General features: G+C 37.2%; 15 protein-coding genes. 2 read left to right on the top strand and 13 right to left on the bottom strand.

What is annotated here, in order from left to right:
- Positions 1 to 28: 28 nt before the first annotated feature.
- From JI723_RS17930 to pepA, 13 genes are all read right to left on the bottom strand, one after another.
- On the bottom strand, positions 29 to 1,093 hold the full coding sequence (locus JI723_RS17930) for a hypothetical protein (RefSeq protein ID WP_319067293.1): 1,065 nt from the start codon (positions 1,091 to 1,093) through the stop codon (positions 29 to 31).
- Between the two features lie 18 nt (positions 1,094 to 1,111).
- Positions 1,112 to 3,706 carry a fimbria/pilus outer membrane usher protein gene (locus JI723_RS17925; RefSeq protein WP_319067292.1) on the bottom strand — a complete coding sequence of 865 codons (2,595 nt, stop codon included), beginning with the start codon at positions 3,704 to 3,706 and terminating at the stop codon, positions 1,112 to 1,114.
- A 27-nt stretch (positions 3,707 to 3,733) separates the two neighbouring features.
- Positions 3,734 to 4,459, bottom strand: a complete 726-nt coding sequence (locus JI723_RS17920) for a fimbrial biogenesis chaperone (RefSeq protein ID WP_319067290.1) — start codon at positions 4,457 to 4,459, stop codon at positions 3,734 to 3,736.
- Positions 4,460 to 4,468: 9 nt separating this feature from the next.
- Entirely contained in the window at positions 4,469 to 5,188 is a 720-nt protein-coding gene (locus JI723_RS17915) for a fimbrial biogenesis chaperone (RefSeq protein WP_337979626.1), read from the bottom strand.
- Positions 5,189 to 5,193: 5 nt separating this feature from the next.
- Positions 5,194 to 5,730 carry a fimbrial protein gene (locus tag JI723_RS17910; protein ID WP_319067287.1) on the bottom strand — a complete coding sequence of 179 codons (537 nt, stop codon included), beginning with the start codon at positions 5,728 to 5,730 and terminating at the stop codon, positions 5,194 to 5,196.
- A 10-nt stretch (positions 5,731 to 5,740) separates the two neighbouring features.
- Positions 5,741 to 6,280 carry a fimbrial protein gene (locus tag JI723_RS17905; RefSeq protein WP_337979625.1) on the bottom strand — a complete coding sequence of 180 codons (540 nt, stop codon included), beginning with the start codon at positions 6,278 to 6,280 and terminating at the stop codon, positions 5,741 to 5,743.
- On the bottom strand, positions 6,252 to 6,956 hold the full coding sequence (locus JI723_RS17900) for a fimbrial biogenesis chaperone (RefSeq protein ID WP_140181001.1): 705 nt from the start codon (positions 6,954 to 6,956) through the stop codon (positions 6,252 to 6,254). Before JI723_RS17900 ends, JI723_RS17905 begins: the two co-directional genes overlap by 29 nt.
- A gap of 75 nt (positions 6,957 to 7,031) precedes the next feature.
- Positions 7,032 to 7,625: a fimbrial protein gene (locus JI723_RS17895; protein ID WP_319067283.1), complete on the bottom strand. Its 594-nt coding sequence runs from the start codon at positions 7,623 to 7,625 to the stop codon at positions 7,032 to 7,034.
- A 152-nt stretch (positions 7,626 to 7,777) separates the two neighbouring features.
- The gene (locus tag JI723_RS17890) at positions 7,778 to 8,161 is read right to left on the bottom strand and encodes a helix-turn-helix domain-containing protein (RefSeq protein ID WP_319067281.1); all 384 of its coding nucleotides are present in this window, start codon (positions 8,159 to 8,161) and stop codon (positions 7,778 to 7,780) included.
- 1,443 nt (positions 8,162 to 9,604) lie between these two features.
- Positions 9,605 to 10,102, bottom strand: a complete 498-nt coding sequence (locus JI723_RS17885) for a GNAT family N-acetyltransferase (RefSeq protein WP_140183212.1) — start codon at positions 10,100 to 10,102, stop codon at positions 9,605 to 9,607.
- Positions 10,103 to 10,275: 173 nt separating this feature from the next.
- On the bottom strand, positions 10,276 to 13,170 hold the full coding sequence (locus JI723_RS17880; RefSeq protein WP_319067278.1) for a valine--tRNA ligase: 2,895 nt from the start codon (positions 13,168 to 13,170) through the stop codon (positions 10,276 to 10,278).
- 14 nt (positions 13,171 to 13,184) lie between these two features.
- Complete coding sequence (locus JI723_RS17875) at positions 13,185 to 13,637, bottom strand: DNA polymerase III subunit chi (RefSeq protein ID WP_140183214.1); 453 nt, start codon at positions 13,635 to 13,637, stop codon at positions 13,185 to 13,187.
- 409 nt (positions 13,638 to 14,046) lie between these two features.
- On the bottom strand, positions 14,047 to 15,558 hold the full coding sequence (pepA, locus tag JI723_RS17870; RefSeq protein ID WP_070927662.1) for a leucyl aminopeptidase: 1,512 nt from the start codon (positions 15,556 to 15,558) through the stop codon (positions 14,047 to 14,049).
- A gap of 420 nt (positions 15,559 to 15,978) precedes the next feature.
- Here pepA and lptF point away from each other — a divergent pair, with 420 nt between their 5' ends.
- Positions 15,979 to 17,076, top strand: a complete 1,098-nt coding sequence (lptF, locus tag JI723_RS17865) for an LPS export ABC transporter permease LptF (protein ID WP_070927664.1) — start codon at positions 15,979 to 15,981, stop codon at positions 17,074 to 17,076.
- Positions 17,076 to 18,152, top strand: a complete 1,077-nt coding sequence (lptG, locus tag JI723_RS17860) for an LPS export ABC transporter permease LptG (RefSeq protein ID WP_319067275.1) — start codon at positions 17,076 to 17,078, stop codon at positions 18,150 to 18,152. Before lptF ends, lptG begins: the two co-directional genes overlap by 1 nt.
- Positions 18,153 to 18,205 lie beyond the last annotated feature (53 nt).

Here is an 18,205-nt window from a genome sequence, read left to right as displayed (position 1 = left end):
CCCTCTTATACCCTAAATTACTCGCTATTTACTTAGCCAGTATAAAGACATCAATGGCGCCTGAATAAGCTTTACCTGCTTCAGGCCGTCCATCACTACAAAGATCCCACTGCATGATGAGACTCCCCGTATTACTACCTACAAATGGTGTTTCACCATCGAATAGAAAGTCACCACCGCTACAACCAGGAGGCGTGTTTTTTAAACTACCAGTGATATAAGGCCCTGTTTGCACGTTATTTAGAAATAATTTTTTCTTGTTGATATCTGTGATACCAGAGGATACCTTAGAAAAAACTGAAATCGCATTCAGCCCTGTTTCACAACTATAATTAAGTGTAGTTGATTTAGTGCCATAGGTGGTTCCTTGAACGGGTTTAATTGCAGCATTTTTCCATTCTACGACGGCTGGAGTATTGATAGTGCATGCAGGGCGAACTAAAAAACTAGGAATTATTCTTGTAGATTTAATCGTCGACCATCCGCTAGCAGCTCCACCTGGATGAAATGCATTAGCAAAACTTTTGAAAGTCAAGCTATTATCAGATGAAATCGAATAAAGGCCTGGTTTTACATATGCTGACCCACTATTATATATTCTATATTTTAAACCTGATGCTTTTTGAGTTGAGCTTACCCCACTAAAAATAGAGTTACTGTAGTATTTATTGAAAGTATCACTAGGAGGCTTATTTGCTGTTATTACTTTATTCTGATTATTCCCGTCAATATTTAGAGAGATGCTACCAGAAACAATAACCAAATATAATGTAGTAGGAGAACTGGGTGACTCCACATTAATGAGTGGGACACCATAATATTGACTAGGTGAACCTATGTATTTAGAGCCTTCTAACTCTAATGAAGTTAAAAACCGATTACATCCCCCATATCCCATAGACTGTGCACAGTTATTACCATTCACTGTGGCGTAAGTTGTGATATCACTTATTGAAAGTTCAGGTGTAATAAACCCTTCTCTAACGACAGAACCTACATCAATTGTTTCTGCAAAAGAGAAGCTTGAAAATAGGGTAAAACCAATAATTATTCTTTTTAAAGCTAATAAATATTTTACTCTGGAGATAGCCATAAGACACCATAAATTAGTTTAAATACAATTAATGCTCAATTGTTTAATAAGTTCATCTGAAGGTAAATTATTTGGTAATTGATAAGAAGCAGTACATTGTTGTTCTTCTTTATTGCCCCATTTTACTGAAATAATTCCTTTTTCTTGTAAGCCGCTTAAATATAATTGACCTAATTCGCCGACAATACTTGAGTCTGATGTAGAAAACTCTTTGTTATTATCAATAATGGTAGCAATAGCCCCAAAAGGAACAAAACCACCATTATAATTGACGGTTAATAATGCTTGATAGCCGACATTAGTTTTAAATTGAGCTTTTACTACAGCACCTTTAGTTGGATAAACATTGACTGATGTATCGATAAGTGTTGTATTTTCTGGTAATGTTGTAGGGTTAATACTTACAATATTTTTGTTATAATCAGATAAATAGGATGAAACAGCATATCCATCAGAATTTACTGTATTGCCATTCTCAACTTTAGCGCCTTTAGCATCTTGAGCTTCAACAATAGCAATTGAAGAGCCAAGTGTCGGCGATAATATTATCCCATTTTTATGTATAACAACGCCACCATTACCACTAAGGTTTACGCTACGGTTACTCTCCGTATAATTATAGCCGGACGAAATATTTCCTTTATTACCAGTATAACTTGCATTCAATGAACCACCGTAGTCTTGGTCTTTATTACCCCAACTTTGATTAATACTATAAGATAAAGCATTATTCAATGCGTTTCCACTAAGTCCAATAGACTGCGAAACTTTTCCATTATTAGAATGAGATAATTGGTAATTAGAATAAATGTTTTCCGCTAGCTCTGATTGACTAAATAAACTAAATGGTACTTGGATACTTAACGATAGCTGTTTATTTTCAGGCCATTTTCCATTTGTATCATCGGTACGGCTAATTGAATAAGCAGTATTAACATTGACTCCTTTAATATTCGTATTATAGGACAAAGATAAGTTTGTGACTGTTTCATTACGATCCCAAAAATCATCACGAGATGCCATCAAGGAAACGCTACCATACTTACCAATTGATTGGCTAAGGGAGGTTTGGAAGCTATTTTTTTTACGCGATGATAACCATGGCATAATTCCTTGGTTGATATCATATCCAGTATTATTGAAATCACTAAAACTATAGTAGTTTTTTGTTGAATATCTTAATGCTGTCAAATCAACGGAGGTACCAGTGGATAACAAACTTTTTGAATAACGAACACGATATGATTGCCCAGTTTTGGTATCCTGATGATTAAATTTAGCCGACGATACAGTGATATCAGCAGAAAAAGCCCCAAATACCCCGATAGAAAAACCAGTACCTAATGTACCTGACATATATTTTTCAGCGAGTAATGTACCACCATATAGGGTTAAATTTTTAGGCAATCCATAAATTAGAGTACCTAATATAAAATTACTTTTCCGGGAACCATTTGTAATTTCACCATTATATTGGCCAGAAGAAATTTCATATTTCATTTGGCCACTTCTAACCATAACTGGTAAAGCTGAATAAGGTTGGTTAAAGGTTTTTATTGTACCATCTTCTTCTGTAATTGTAATAACTAAGTCACCACCCATATTAGTAGGATATAAATCACGTATGCTAAAAGGGCCTGGGGCTACATAAGTTTGGTAAATAATCGTTCCATTCTGAGAAATGCTGATGCGTGCATTCGACTGAGCTATCCCATTAATCTCTGGTGCAAATCCTCTTAAACTGCTTGGTAGCATTTGTTCATTTGAATTAATTTTTATCCCTTTAAAGGGAATACTATCAAATATTTCACTACCTGTGTTGGTTTCTCCAATGAATAGTTCCGAACGCCATTTTCTAATTTCTCTCATTACATAGCTATTTGAAAATTTCGTTTTTGAATCTGTCGTTTTTGAATCTGCGCGATCAAATGTATTTCTTGTATAAGTTGCAGTTGAGCGTAATCGCCAAGCTCCTAAATTTATACCGCCATTAGCAGTTGCATAAAAATTATCACTTGATGATTTTTTTGAGTAGCGATTGCCATCTTGCCAATTTTTTCCACCACTAAATTGATAGTTAAAAATAGCAGCAGGAACGCCTTCACTAAATAGATTAGGATCAATATATCCACCTACTTGATGCTTCATATCAATTTGTGGAATGCTTAAGTACAAACTTAATTTAGCAAGATCAAATCTATAGGAAAAATCAGGAATGAACTCATTAATATCCGAAACAATTTCATTACCTTTTAATGATGATAACCCTTTAATAATTTGAGTATTAACACCTAGTTCATCTAAATTCTCTTTAGTTAATTCGGGATAAACTTTACCATCATTATTTTCAATGAAATTAATCTCTTTTACACCCGACTCCTGTTGGTTAATATAAACAGTGACTAAATAATGTCCAGGAGATATCGCGCCGGATTTAGAGAAAATACTTAAATCAATATTATCACGATCACTACCATTAGGGAATGACAATAAATTGGGATCAAAGTAGTCCTCTGCAAAACTTGAAAATGTCATTGAGACAAGTAATGCGACAATACTTTTTTTATGTAAAAATAAAACCTTGCTTTTTCTAGTAACCAAAATTTTCTTCATAATAATGTTTTCTTATTTTAGCCGCATTTAAAAATCTTGCTCTATAGATTCTGTTTTTCCGGATAAGTCATTAATTAATGACCATTGAATTTTTCCTGATGCATTTTTAGGTAGTAGGTATTTCTGACTATCATTAGGTGGTACCATTCTCATTAATTCATCTTCAGATATTTTTTTGTTACCGATAGATATAGAATCAAAGGTTACATATAAAGGTGAATTGTTTCTTACGATTAAACTCTCTCCCTCTTTTTGGAATTCCAGCATATCGAAGGTTTTATTAATTTTTTTTATCTCTAAGTCATTTGGTCTATAAAAAAGTTTAAAAGATAATACTGTGTTTATCGCTATTTTACTATTTTCATCTTCATTAAATGAAGGTATTGCTTTTATATATATATAATAAACACTCTCATTTTTCCTATTAAGGATTCTGTCTTTTTGAATTATTCTCCAACTCATTTTTTCATAGCCATTAATTTTTTTTAATGGAGGTAATATGATAAAAGGTGAGTCTTTATACTTATAATCATCAGTACTATCTTTAATTGACATTGGAGATGTTTCTGAAATCCATGCCTGCATTAAATAATTATTCTTAGAGTTATTTTTTATTGAGAAACTAATCCCTGACTTATCTGATTCATTATAAATCAGTCTAGTGCTATAAAAATCAAACCCGCTGTTAACGTCATTTGCATTTGACGCATTTATAGACAAAAAAAGCACAAATAAAAATGCAATCAATCGCATATCTTAAGCCTACTTTTTGAATACATATTGATAATTATCACTAATGCCGCCGTAATCGTTGATTAATGACCATTCGATAGTGTTTGCTTTATTATAAATTGATATTATTTTTTTCTCATTAGGACCAATTAGGGTATCGAAATTGGATATTGACTTATTATTTACCTTAAGGCTAGCAAACGTTAAGTAATAAGGCGATGGATTATAAACCTCTAATTTATTGTCATTTATTAATTTAAATTTCAAATCACTTTCGGATTTTTTATAACTGATGGGTAAATTTTCAGGACGATAAAATAGCTTGATTACACTTCGGGTTGAAATTGTAATTTTTGCTTGCATACTATTATCTTCACTTCCATTATTGGTTTTTTGACTTGAAGGGATAACATTTGCAGAAAAATAAGCAATAGACTCTTTATCACTAGGTAGTGATTTTTTTGATTTTAAAATTATCTTTATAGTATTTTCTTTATTTGGCTCTAATCTAAATAATGGCGGGATAACATAAAAATTGTCATCTAATATTCCATTAGGTGAAACATATACACCTGCTTGAACTAAGTAAGCTTTATCATCATTATTAATGATTGTGATTGTTTGTTCTTTATTACCTTCATTATATACAATGCGTGTTTGCCCTAGAGCAACACCAGAAACTGCATAGCTTTCTGCCATTATAAGCATTGATAATGATAAAAAGATAATTTTTTTTAATAGAGTAAACATAGAAATTACCGATACTCAACTTGAAAAGTCATCGTCGCATTAAGTTCTGTTGCCTTTATATCTGCACTTTTTTGACAATTTATACAGAAGATATTCGATTCAAATGTTTTTTCTGAATAATCAGTAGTGCCATCATCCTTTCCTGTCCATACAATGTCCCCTGGTTTAAATCGTTCACCATTGTCTTTCAAAAGTGCAACGCCGATGTTCTGATCGACAAGGTTATTAAATAGAGTATTGTCACCAGATAATGTTGTGCCTGATAGTTTGATTGAGGGGGTAACAAGATCAATATTTTGACAGTTACTTAACTGTAATGTTATTTCTTTAGGGGAAACGCGTTCATAAATAATATTTGTGGTGATTACTTTTCCAAAATCGACATCACCTTTTACTTTTTTATCATTAAAAACTGAAATATTGCAAGAAGCTGCAACAAATGTTGCTTTGAACTGGATTTTTGCTGTATCAGCAGAATAAGAGTATGCCGATATTAGTAATAGTAATGGAGATACTTGACAAGTTTTCTTTATAAATTTCATGGGATATCTCTTAAGGGTAAATAAAATCAAAAGTAATAGTTGCAGTAGCTGAACCACTTGATATTTTCTTTGCTGCGTTTTGTAATACAAAACCCACGGTCATATTGATTAGCTTTTCTGTGGGTTCTATTTCTATCTCACTATTATCTTTTAATGGTTTGCTTTTATTTTCATTAAATTCTAAAGGTGTGATGTCACCATTTTTTATTTGAAAACCAACCCCTTCTGCTGTACCTGATGTGAAAAAAGTTTCTGGATCATTATCTGGTGTGATCCCATTAACTTTTATCGAGGGATTTATTCCTTCTGCGAAACCTTCGCATTCATATAATATTTTTAAAGGCTTAACTCTAGCTGCTAAATTTGCATTTTCAATAAAGTCACCAAGATAAATATCTCCAAAATCAATATTACTCACAGTACTAAATGAGCAAGCACCTTTAATGATTTCTGCTTTAAATTCTATTCCTTCATCTGAGTAGCTATTAAGCGATATAAATAATAATAGGACGGATAAAGTTCTATTTTTGAATGCTTGAGCTATAAACATTTTCACCACCTATATCATTAATTGCTATCCAATATACTTTTCCAGTAGAGGCTTTAACGTTATATGTCTGCTGACTATAGGGCGCTATCATTGAATTACCTTCTTCAACAGAAACTTTAACTTTTTTACCAGCGATATTTAAACTCGAGATACTTACGTAGTACGGCGAATTATTAATCATTTCGATGCCTTTTGAGGTTGACTTAAAAGTTAATCCTTTTTGGGCTTCTTCTGGTGTTGAAGCTAAATTACTCGGTCTATAAAATAATTTTATTTTATTTGCAATCGCAATGTTTATCGCTCCACTAACCGTATTATTATTATTTTCATTACCTAGTTTTCCTGAAGGAATTGCTGTTCCAATGAAATAGAAAAGCGATTCTTGGTTCTTTGGTAAATTAACATTATTGTTTTTAATTATTTTAACTTGGTTTGTATTACCCGGTTCTAGTCTGAATATTGGTGGTATAGTTTCAAATGGCGATTGCTTATCATCTGGCGTTAAAACTTTAGTTTGAACTAGGTAAGCAATATCTTTGGTTGTATTTCTTATACCAACAGTTTTCGTTTTGTCATTTTCATTATAAATAATGCGAGTTGCATTAATGCCAAAACCTGCGGAAAACGCATAAGAGGTAATTGACATAAGTATAATAGCTGAAATATATTTAAACATTTTGCAACTCACTGATATTTCTTAATATATTATGTGAAAGCTGGCGATCTCGCCAGCTCATGAAACACTTATAAATTAGTTATAGGTATAAGTGAATGTGATTGGCGCTTTAACATCACTTGATGGAATAGCAAAATTTTCTTTTGCTTTAGATGCTAATTTTGCTGTGAAAGCAACAGTTTGCTTAGTACCTGTGTTAGATAATTTGATACCTTGATTATTTGTAACTGGTGTATTGGAATTAGCTACTTCATATAAAATAACACCGTTACTACCTGTTGAAGCTGAGCTGAAAATTTCATTAGTACCTGATAATGTTGTACCTGTAACTTTTAACTCTGCATCGCCTTTACCTTCCACTGAGACTGTTTGTGGTTGGCCATCTTCACCCACTTCAATTTGAGTGCCATACTGACATTGGGTCAAAGCGATTTCAAAGCTTTTATTACCGCCTTCTAAATAGTTTGATTGACCCATAGAAAAATCAGACATAGGGATCCAACCTAGATCAACACTGGTTTCACCAGAAATACCCAGATCGACATCACAAGTTGCTGAGCTAATTTGCCCAGTAAAATCAACGGTCATTTTATTGTTTGCATGAGCAACAGATGCAAATAGTACAACTGCTGCAATTGGTGCTAAAATTGCTTTATTACTTAATTTCATGGATGTCCTCTAATATTTTAGTGTTTATACATATTTTGCTTAGGTGATATAATTTATAAACGTTTAATTACGTTTAGCTAATTATTCATTTTTTGAATAATAATTTATATAGGTAAGGATTCTTAGTGTTAAAAGATATTTAGTCTTATATATTAGTAAAAAATATTCTGTTCTAATTTGTTGTCATAGGGTAATTTCAATTCTGCTTCATTGTCATATCTAGATATAAATATATTGCTATACAATTTTGCTACTTCTCTATTTTTTTCAAAAATATTTATGAATACATTTTTAAAGAATGATTCTGCTGATGTATCAAGAGTTAATAGTAGTTGAATTAGCTTACTAGCACTAATGTTACAAACACCACACTCATAACGGGATAGTTGTTGTTGTGATATACCTATATGACTAGCTAGCTCTGCTCCTGTCATCGACTTTATTTTTCTTAATCGATAAATTTCTTTACCAATAGCATTTAGAAATAGGTTTTGAGTGTCATTCTCAGATAGATTTTTGTTACTAATTTTGTTCACTAAAAAGTTCCTTACACAATCGCTTTATTTATTTCAGATCGTGTGTGTATAGATCAATTTTGATACCTTTAATTTGGGTTATATGTGACTTTGTTAGTCACTTAATACTCCGAATTCGTGTATATTAAGAGTTTGGATATTTAGTGTCAAGCAATGGTGAAAGTGAAAAAAACTTAATAATAAGCGTTTTTACTAGCTATTTTAAAGTATGTTTTTTTCTATAAAATATAGATGGAATAAGGATTTGCATTGGTTAATCAAAAATGGATTATCTATTTTGAATGGTTTAACGTGTTGATTTTTAGTCTGTATAAGATAATAAAATAAAATAAAGAACTGCAATTAATATAATGACATAGTTATATTAAATTAAGTTTAGCAAGCCATTTATTTAATCTTGTCCAATTTAATCAATAATTAAATCAATATGTTGTGATTTTTTAAAAGGATAATAATTATTTTTTTAGTACTTGATTGTCTATTTTTTTTTATTTATCTAATGAAAAATTAAATATTCTAATGATAATTTATATTGCCTGTGAATAGTGTTGCTTATTTTATTTTAATGTTCCTTTCCTATTTGTTTGTTTTATGAGCTAATAGTGTTTGGTATTCATGTATAGATTTATTCATTTAATGAATAAATCTATACGTTCTGCACGTCATGTAATTTTAAATATAAAATTTAAATGCGTATTTTTTTACTATCAGTTTTTTTTAAGTAAATATATAGACAGTTATTCTGATTTGATATTGTATTCTATTAAGGTGAATTTTATTTAATGAGGTAAATATTTATGCGATATTTTTATATTTTTTTGATTTGTTTTTTTATTTTTATATAAATAACTTTAATGATTTTTGTTTTTGTTAACAAAAATAAATTTTTTATTAACATTTTGAAACGTTAAGGATAAATGAGCAAAAAATTTTGAATGTTAAGTGATGTTATAATTTTTGTCCCTATTTATACTAAGGTTACTGATGGTAAATGAACAACTCAGAGGCCAAATTTGTATTTAATTACTCAGAAAAATATAGTCAAGTTTTCATAGTTATCATATTACGATATTTTTTCAATTTTAATAAGTCATATTTAGATGTTAAATAAGTAGAGAGTCTATATCTGTGAGTAACAAGCTGAGTTTTTTGGCCTAGTGATAAGAACTAAAGTGCATAAAGAAGTTTTGTAGAAATATGAATGGTTGATGTTATTTACACTAATTTAGATTGAAAATGGTACTGATTTAGATGTCCGAACAGTGTGTATTGATATCCTGAAATGATTTATCAATGGACGAAGTGGGGCTACTTTAAAATTATACCATTATCTATGATGTAGCTGACTGGATTGTCTTTGTTGAATATATCGAGAGATGCGTATTCACTAATCAGAACTGATAACCAGAGGGTAGCTATGTGCTATCCTCTGTGAATTGATGGCTATAATGTTTTTAACATCCGAATTTCACAGTCACTGTGGCCTGTATTGCCCAATGGTTCATCAATAAACTCAAAGCCTAGCTTCTCATACAACTTAATAGCCGCTTGTAATTCTGCGGTTGTTTCTAGATAGCAGCGGCTATAGCCTTGTGATTTGGCAAATTCTAATGACATCAGTACTATTTGTTTAGCGACGCCTTTACCTCTGAGTGCTGAGGATAGGTACATTTTTTGCAGTTCCGCGGTTTCACTATCACCACCAGCCACTTGCGAGACCCCGCCTCCACCAACAATTTGCCCATCCATTTCAACTACCCAATAAGCGCTACGTGGCTTACTGTAGACTTCATAGAGGGTGTCTAAAATAGGATCAGCGACGGCAAAACCTTTATCCGCGGTTAACCCATGTTCTGCGGAAACTTCACGGATCACCGCGGCAATCCCTGCATTATCTTTTTGTTCGATTAAACGAATAGTGTGGTTTGTGTTTGTTGTCATGACAGACTCTCATTATTTTTATTTTTACAACTCAGTGCGAGAGAACCAGAAGGGAACTTCAATCTGAGAACTGCGAATGCAGTAAATTAATGATAATCGAATTTTAATCACTTTAAAAGAAAGCCCTTATTGATGGAGTCAATAAGGGCTTGTCATTATTTCAAAGCAATCAATTACAGTGATGCGATAGTGACTTTTTGAGCTTCTAGTTTACCTTTAGCTTCAATGTTAGCAGCTAAACGTTCACGCTCTTTCTCAACAACAGCAGCAGGCGCACGGCTTACAAAGCCTTCATTAGCTAGCTTGCTTTCAATGCCTTCGATTTCTTTACTTACTTTATCTAGCTCTTTATCTAAACGAGCTAGTTCAGCATCTTTATCAATCAGGCCTGCCATTGGGATCAGTAGCTCAGTGCCACTAACTAATTTAGTGACGGAGACAGGTGCTTCTTCACCTTCAGTAAGTACACGAATACTTGCCAAACGCGCCATTGATTTGATGAAGTTTTCGTTTTCTGCAACGCGACGTTTTGCATCTTCAGAAGCGCCACGCAGCATGACATCAAGTGGTTTACCTGGAGAAATATTCATTTCAGCGCGAATATTACGAACTGCAATGATAGCTTCCTTGATCCACTCTAAGTCACTTGACGCCAGCTCATCAACTTTCGCCGCGTCAAACTCAGGGAATGGCTGCAACATGATAGTATCTGCATCAATCCCTTTCACCACTTTCACTCGTTGCCAGATGGTTTCGGTGATAAATGGAATGATAGGGTGCGCTAAACGCAGTAAGCCTTCAAGAACTTCAATCAAGGTAAAGCGAGCTGCACGAACTTGTGCTTCATTACCTTTATGAACGGCTGGTTTGGAGAGCTCCAAGTACCAGTCACAGAATTCGTTCCATGTGAAGTCATACAAGATACCCGCAGCAATATCATAGCGATAAGTATCAAGTGCTTCACGGTAGGCTTTGATGGTTTGGTTAAATTGCGCCATGATCCAACGGTCAGCCAAAGAGAAGCTCATTTCACCGCCATTTTGACCGCAGTCTTGGTTCTCTGTGTTCATCAACACAAAGCGACTTGCGTTCCATAACTTATTACAGAAGTTACGGTAGCCAGACAGACGTTTCATATCCCAATTTATATCACGACCAGTTGAGGCTAATGCAGCCAAGGTGAAGCGCAATGCATCGGTACCATGTGCTTCAATACCATCCGGGTACTCTTTACGGGTACGTTTGGCAATTTTTTCAGCCAATTGCGGCTGCATCATGTTACCAGTGCGTTTTTCTAATAAGTCTTCCAGTGAAATACCGTCGATCATATCCAATGGGTCGATAACGTTCCCTTTGGATTTCGACATTTTCTGGCCTTCTTCATCACGGATCAGACCTGTCATATATACCGTCTTAAACGGCACTTGTGGAACACCATTTTCATCTTTGATGAAATGCATGGTTAGCATGATCATGCGGGCGATCCAGAAGAAAATAATATCGAAGCCACTGACCAATACATCAGTTGGGTGGAATGTTTTTAGTGCTTCGGTATTTTCAGGCCAACCTAATGTTGAGAAAGTCCATAAACCAGAAGAGAACCAAGTATCTAATACGTCATCATCTTGACGTAGTGCAATATCAGCACCAAGGTTATTTTCGCGGCGTACCTCTTCTTCATCGCGGCCTACGTACACATTACCTTTGTCGTCATACCATGCAGGGATACGATGACCCCACCACAATTGGCGAGAAATACACCAGTCTTGAATATCACGCATCCAAGAGTAGTACATATTTTCATATTGACGAGGGACAAATTGAATGCGACCGTCTTCAACCGCTTTGATGGCGTTTTCAGCCAGTGGTTTAGTACGAACATACCATTGGTCAGTCAGCATTGGCTCAATAACTACGCCGCCACGGTCACCGTAAGGTACGGTCAAATCGTGAGGCTTCACTTCGACCAACAAACCTAATTGTTCGAAATCAGCCACGAGTGCTTTACGTGCTGCAAAACGTTCCATACCACGATAGGCTTCAGGAATTTCGCTGCTGTAAACGGTTGACGGATTACCGTGGGTATCAAAAACTTCCGCTTCTTGGCGAACATTACCATCCAGATCCAACATATTGACCATTGGTAACTGGTGTCGTTTACCTACTTCATAGTCGTTAAAGTCATGAGCTGGGGTGATTTTCACACAACCAGTCCCTTTTTCCATATCGGCGTGTTCATCACCAACAATTGGAATGCGGCGGTTGACGATCGGCAGAATGATTTCTTTGCCAATTAAGTCTTTGTAACGTGGATCTTCAGGGTTAACTGCGACACCCGTGTCGCCAAGCATGGTTTCAGGGCGCGTTGTGGCGACAACGAGGTAGTCCTTACCTTCTGCTGTTTTCACGCCATCTGCTAATGGGTAACGCAGGTGCCACATTGAACCTTTAACTTCACGGTTTTCAACTTCCAGATCAGAAATTGCGGTATGCAGTTTGGGATCCCAGTTAACAAGGCGTTTGCCACGATAAATAAGATTATCTTTATATAGGCGCACGAACGCTTCTTTAACTGCTTTGGATAGGCCTTCATCCATGGTAAAACGTTCACGTTCCCAATCAACAGAGTCACCCAAACGGCGCATTTGTTGAGAAATATTGCCACCAGACTCAGCTTTCCACTGCCAGATCTTATCGATGAATGCTTCACGGCCGTAATCATAACGGGTTTTGTTCTCTTCAGCGGCAATTTTACGCTCTACAACCATTTGAGTCGCGATACCTGCATGGTCAGTCCCCGTTTGCCATAAGGTATTTTTACCTTGCATACGTTGGTAACGGATCATGGTATCCATGATGGTTTGCTGGAAGGCGTGACCCATGTGCAGGCTGCCTGTGACGTTTGGTGGTGGGATCACGACACAGAAGCTGTCTTTGCTAGTATCACCATTTGGTTTGAAATAACCGCTTTTTTCCCAATGAGCGTAGCGTGACTGCTCAATCTCAGCAGGATTATAAGTTTTATCGAGCGAAGGCTCGGCAATTGCATTCTCTGGTTTTTTGTCCATCTTTAATATCGTATTCAGTTAGTTGGCGGCGTCGCCATAGTCAAGTTGAAGCCGACGCTGCGGTAAATTTTATACCGTTCACGCGCCAACTGTTTTAAAGTTTCATCGATAGGCACAAAGTCTATCACTTCATGGAATGCGGTGGCAAAATCTGCGAATTGGTTTTGCAGATTAATTAATACATCGCGTTGTGCATTGCCTCGTTTCCCCGGCCAGCAAATCTCAATTGGCGCACCATAACGAGGGCCTTCACCCGCAAGGTTATGAGGAACGAACTGATGGGGATCTCTTTGCCAAAGTGCCTCATCGAGTTTTTCTGCTTGCTCAGCAGTTTCACACGCAAGCAATATACGCTTACCATTACGCCACATCTGTGCTGCAAGTTCGCAAGCCAACCACTCATGAGCTTCAAGTTCATCCTGTTCAGCGGGGGTGGGGGGTAGTTGATAAAATGTGGCGTTTTTCATTGGATCCCCGTTATACTTTGCACCGTAGTGTTGTTGACTACGTTTATTCACTACTCATTACATACTTGTATATGCGCCTAGCGACTCATTCACTTGTCGCCTAGTTACAACACGAATTATTTAGGGGATGTATTCCGTCATACTTCGCGCCGTAGCATTGTTGACTACGTTCATTCACTACTCATCACATACTTATGTATGCGCCTAGCGACTCAGTATCCTTTCGTAAATGTTGTATTTACAGAAATCTTTCTGAATTATAACTGGTTTTGCTGCTGGTTCAAAATCGGTTGGTAGTTATATCGATTATGTTGAGCTTAATTGACTGTCCTAAAAAATAACATCCCGAATCACGGATAGCCATGATTCGGGAGCACGCTTATTTTTCAGGAACAATAATCAATTTAGATTAATCGTCACCATTCAAACCGACGCGGTTCAGTAAAAATTGTGACAGCAAGGAGACTGGGCGACCCGTTGCTCCTTTTGCTTTACCTGAACGCCATGCTGTACCTGCGATGTCCAAGTGTGCCCAATTATACTTAGTTGCGAAGCGCGATAGGAAACAGCCTGCGGTGATTGCACCAGCAGGACGCCCGCCTGTATTCGCTAAATCTGCAAAATTAGGTGTAATTTGATCAAAATATTCGTCAGCTAATGGTAAGCGCCATGCTCGGTCACCAGATTGCTCCGACGCATTCAATAGCTCGTGAGCTAGCGGGTTGTGATTAGACATCAAACCAGTATAGTGGCTACCTAATGCGATGACACAAGCCCCTGTTAGCGTTGCAATATCAATAACTAATTCAGGATCAAAGCGTTCAACATAAGTTAGCGCATCACACAATACTAAGCGGCCTTCTGCATCTGTATTTAATACTTCAACCGTTTGGCCTGACATCGTGGTAAGGATATCACCCGGACGATAAGCACGACCACCGGGCATGTTTTCACAGCCGGCTAGAACACCAACCACGTTAATCGGTAGCTGTAGTTCGGTAATAAAGCGCATTACACCATAAACGGTTGCAGCACCACACATGTCATATTTCATCTCATCCATGCCATCGGCTGGCTTGATAGAAATACCACCTGAGTCGAATGTCAGCCCTTTACCGAGTAATACAATAGGTTTTGCTTCAGGATCAGCGCTACCTTTGTACTCCATAATAGACATCAGAGACTCATTTTGAGAGCCTTGCCCAACAGCAAGGTAGGCATTCATGCCTAACTCTTTCATTTGCTCTTCGCCGATAACGCGAGTTGTTAACCTATTATCTGAAATATCAGCCAGTTGGCGCGCTTGAGACGCTAAGTAAGCTGCATTACAGATATTGGGTGGCATATTACCGAGATCTTTCGCTGCCTTCACACCCGATGCAATCGCTAGACCATGCGCAATTGCGCGTTCACCACTTGGCAATTCACGGCGTGTTGGTACATTGAAGACCAATTTACGTAGTGGACGGCGGTGCTCGGTTTTATTACTTTTTAGTTGATCAAAGACGTAGAGAGACTCTTTTGCTGTTTCAACAGCTTGGCGTACTTTCCAGTAGTTATTACGGCCTTTGACATGTAGTTCAGTCAAGAAGCAAACTGCTTCCATAGAACCTGTTTCATTCAGTGTACTAATTGTTTTCTGAATGATTTGCTTAAACTGACGTTCATCCAGCTCACGCTCTTTACCACAGCCAATGAGTAGAATACGTTCAGACAGGACATTTGGTACATGATGGAGTAGTAGGGACTGGCCTACTTTACCTTCAAGTTCCCCGCGGCGCAGCAGGGCGCTGATATATCCGTCGCTTATTTTGTCCAGCTGTTCAGCTATAGGGGACAGACGGCGTGGTTCAAAGACTCCGACAACGATACATGCGCTGCGTTGTTTTTCCGGGCTACCACTTTTTACACTAAACTCCATGCGTTCTCCTGAATCTTAAAGACAAAGGCCCATGCTCCCGCTAAAATTATTAGCGTACCGCATTAATCTACCTCATAGAGTATGAACTCTTTATGTTAAACTGAGCGGATATCTGGTTTTTCAACAATATTAAGCATCTTCTGATTGGGTAATCAGTATATACTCAAAATAATACCAGTTGCAGGTAGGCGACAAGTGAAGATAGACGAAGAGCATAGATAAACGCTATGACTCGGCTAGCTAAGCGTAGTCACCATACCTTAACAAACAGCCCTGCAACTTGAAGTATGAAGAGTATAGAGAATGCTTTTATATCATTCTAGCCATACAATGAGCCAGAGTATATGTTAACAAATGGTAGATATTGAACGAACTTAGCCATTTTCCACCCAAAAGACAAGTTTTCACAGGCGTATAAGCGTGATCATTATTAGATATTTGGTACGGGAGACCCTGAAAAGTCAGCTAGCTATTCTTTTTGTGCTAATGTTGATTTTTTTCAGCCAAAAGTCCATCGATATCCTCGGGGCTGCGGTACAGGGTAATATTCCTTCAAACTTAGTGTTACCTTTGCTGGGATTAGGTGTGCCTGAAATGGCGCAGTTGATCCTCCCTTTGAGCCTATTTCTTGGGCTGTTAATGACATACAGTAAGCTATATACCGAAAGTGAAATTACGGTTATGCACGCTTGCGGATTAGGAAAAAGCGTGTTGGTTAAAGCCGCTTTGGTGCTTGCCACCCTGACCGCGTTGGTTGCAATCGGCAATATTACATGGATGCTGCCTTGGTCCTCTCAATATCAGGAACAAGTACTTGCTGATGCGAAAGCTAACCCAGGCCTAGCTGCGATGGTGGAAGGGCAATTTAAAACCACCAAAGACCGCAACATCGTGCTGTATATTGGTGAAGTTAAAGGCAATGATTTTAAAAATGTCTTTCTAGCTCAATTACGCACTGCTAATGAACAGCGCCCATCAGTCGTGGTGGCCGACAGCGGCTACATGAAAGAAGATGCTGATGGCCGCCAAGTAGTGGTACTGGATGAAGGGACTCGCTACGAAGGAACGGCATTATTACGTGACTTCCGTATTACCGATTTCGAAAACTACCAAGCGGTTATCGATCATAAAACCAGTGATACCAGTAATGACAAAGTTGAACAGAAAACGATGTTCGAGCTTTGGAAAGCCAATGATCCTGACTCGAATGCAGAATTTCATTGGCGTTTAACCATCGTATTCTCTGTGGTGGTAATGGCACTGATGGTTGTACCTCTTAGTGAAGTCAACCCTCGTCAGGGGAGAGTGCTTAGTATGCTCCCTGCGATGTTGTTGTATCTTATATTCTTTCTGTTACAAAGTACGCTACGCAACAGTGCAGAAAAAGGTGATGTCGACCCGAAATATGCCTTATGGGCGGTTAACTTAGGTTACCTTGCTCTTGCGGTAATTCTTAACTTATGGAATACCGTACCAATGCGCCGTTTACGTGTCAGATTTAATAGAGGGGCTGCCTAATGTTTGGTGTTTTAGACAGATATATTGGACGCACGATCCTCAACTCTATTTTAATGACCTTGTTCCTACTGGTATCCCTTTCAGGGATCATTAAGTTTGTTGAGCAGCTGCGTAAGGTAGGCGATGGCGACTATACTGCGTTAGGTGCAGGGGTATTTACATTGTTAAGTATCCCCAAAGATATTGATATCTTCTTCCCAATGGCCGCTTTGTTAGGTGCTTTGCTAGGACTAGGTGCATTAGCGTCGCGCAGTGAATTGGTCGTGATGCAAGCTTCTGGCTTCACACGTTTACAAATTGCGCTTTCGGTGATGAAAACCGCGATCCCTCTGGTGATTGTTGCGATGTTTATCGGGGAGTGGGTTGCTCCTGCTGGTGATCAATGGGCAAGAAATTATCGTGCAGAGAAAATTGTGGGTAATTCATTAGTTGTCACCAATGAAGGTATGTGGGCGAAAGACGGACGTGATTTTATTCATATTCAACGCATTGCCGATACCACATCGATTCAAGAAATCTCGATTTACCGTTTTGATGAACAACATAAACTTAAATCCGTGATGTTTGCTTCAAGTGGCGCTTATGATAAAGACAACAAACTATGGGTATTATCTCAAGTTGATGAATCTATTTTGAGCAGTGAGAAAAAAATTACGGGCTCCCAACGTTTAACTTACGATTGGAAAACCAACCTTACCCCTGAAAAATTGGGTATTGTTTCTCTCAATGCAGATTCACTTTCTATTCGTGGTCTTTATCAATATATCTCTTATTTGAAAGAGAGTGGGCAAGTTGCTGCGGTTTACCAACTGAGTATGTGGAAGAAGATCTTAGCACCACTCTCTGCTGCGGTTATGATGCTAATGGCGGTATCGTTTATTTTTGGTCCTTTGCGTACCGTACCAATGGGGGTACGTGTTGTGTCAGGGATCGTCGGCGGTTTCTTATTCTATATTTTAAACCAAGGCTTTGGTAATTGGAGCTTGGTCTATTCCGTACCACCAGTTATCGCGGCGTTACTGCCAAGTATACTATTCCTTGGTGTCAGCATTGTTCTATTGGTGAAACGTAAATAAGCCGTCGTTATCAACGATCACAAAGGTTGTAGAATCAAATGATTTTACAACCT

The organism is Providencia manganoxydans, assembly GCF_016618195.1.
Classification (GTDB): domain Bacteria; phylum Pseudomonadota; class Gammaproteobacteria; order Enterobacterales; family Enterobacteriaceae; genus Providencia; species Providencia manganoxydans.
The sequence above is the reverse complement of the archived record's forward strand: the minus strand, read 5'-3'. Positions and strand labels throughout refer to the sequence as shown.

Coding starts and splice junctions, on each gene's coding strand:
- pepA (WP_070927662.1), bottom strand. CDS start 15,558: ATGGAGTTTAGTGTAAAAAGTGGTAGCCCGGAAAAACAACGCAGCGCA.
- JI723_RS17885 (WP_140183212.1), bottom strand. CDS start 10,102: ATGACAACAAACACAAACCACACTATTCGTTTAATCGAACAAAAAGAT.
- JI723_RS17895 (WP_319067283.1), bottom strand. CDS start 7,625: ATGAAATTAAGTAATAAAGCAATTTTAGCACCAATTGCAGCAGTTGTA.
- JI723_RS17925 (WP_319067292.1), bottom strand. CDS start 3,706: ATGAAGAAAATTTTGGTTACTAGAAAAAGCAAGGTTTTATTTTTACAT.
- lptG (WP_319067275.1), top strand. CDS start 17,076: ATGTTTGGTGTTTTAGACAGATATATTGGACGCACGATCCTCAACTCT.
- JI723_RS17900 (WP_140181001.1), bottom strand. CDS start 6,956: ATGTTTAAATATATTTCAGCTATTATACTTATGTCAATTACCTCTTAT.
- JI723_RS17930 (WP_319067293.1), bottom strand. CDS start 1,093: ATGGCTATCTCCAGAGTAAAATATTTATTAGCTTTAAAAAGAATAATT.
- JI723_RS17920 (WP_319067290.1), bottom strand. CDS start 4,459: ATGCGATTGATTGCATTTTTATTTGTGCTTTTTTTGTCTATAAATGCG.
- JI723_RS17910 (WP_319067287.1), bottom strand. CDS start 5,730: ATGAAATTTATAAAGAAAACTTGTCAAGTATCTCCATTACTATTACTA.
- JI723_RS17915 (WP_337979626.1), bottom strand. CDS start 5,188: ATGTTTACTCTATTAAAAAAAATTATCTTTTTATCATTATCAATGCTT.
- JI723_RS17875 (WP_140183214.1), bottom strand. CDS start 13,637: ATGAAAAACGCCACATTTTATCAACTACCCCCCACCCCCGCTGAACAG.
- JI723_RS17880 (WP_319067278.1), bottom strand. CDS start 13,170: ATGGACAAAAAACCAGAGAATGCAATTGCCGAGCCTTCGCTCGATAAA.
- JI723_RS17905 (WP_337979625.1), bottom strand. CDS start 6,280: ATGTTTATAGCTCAAGCATTCAAAAATAGAACTTTATCCGTCCTATTA.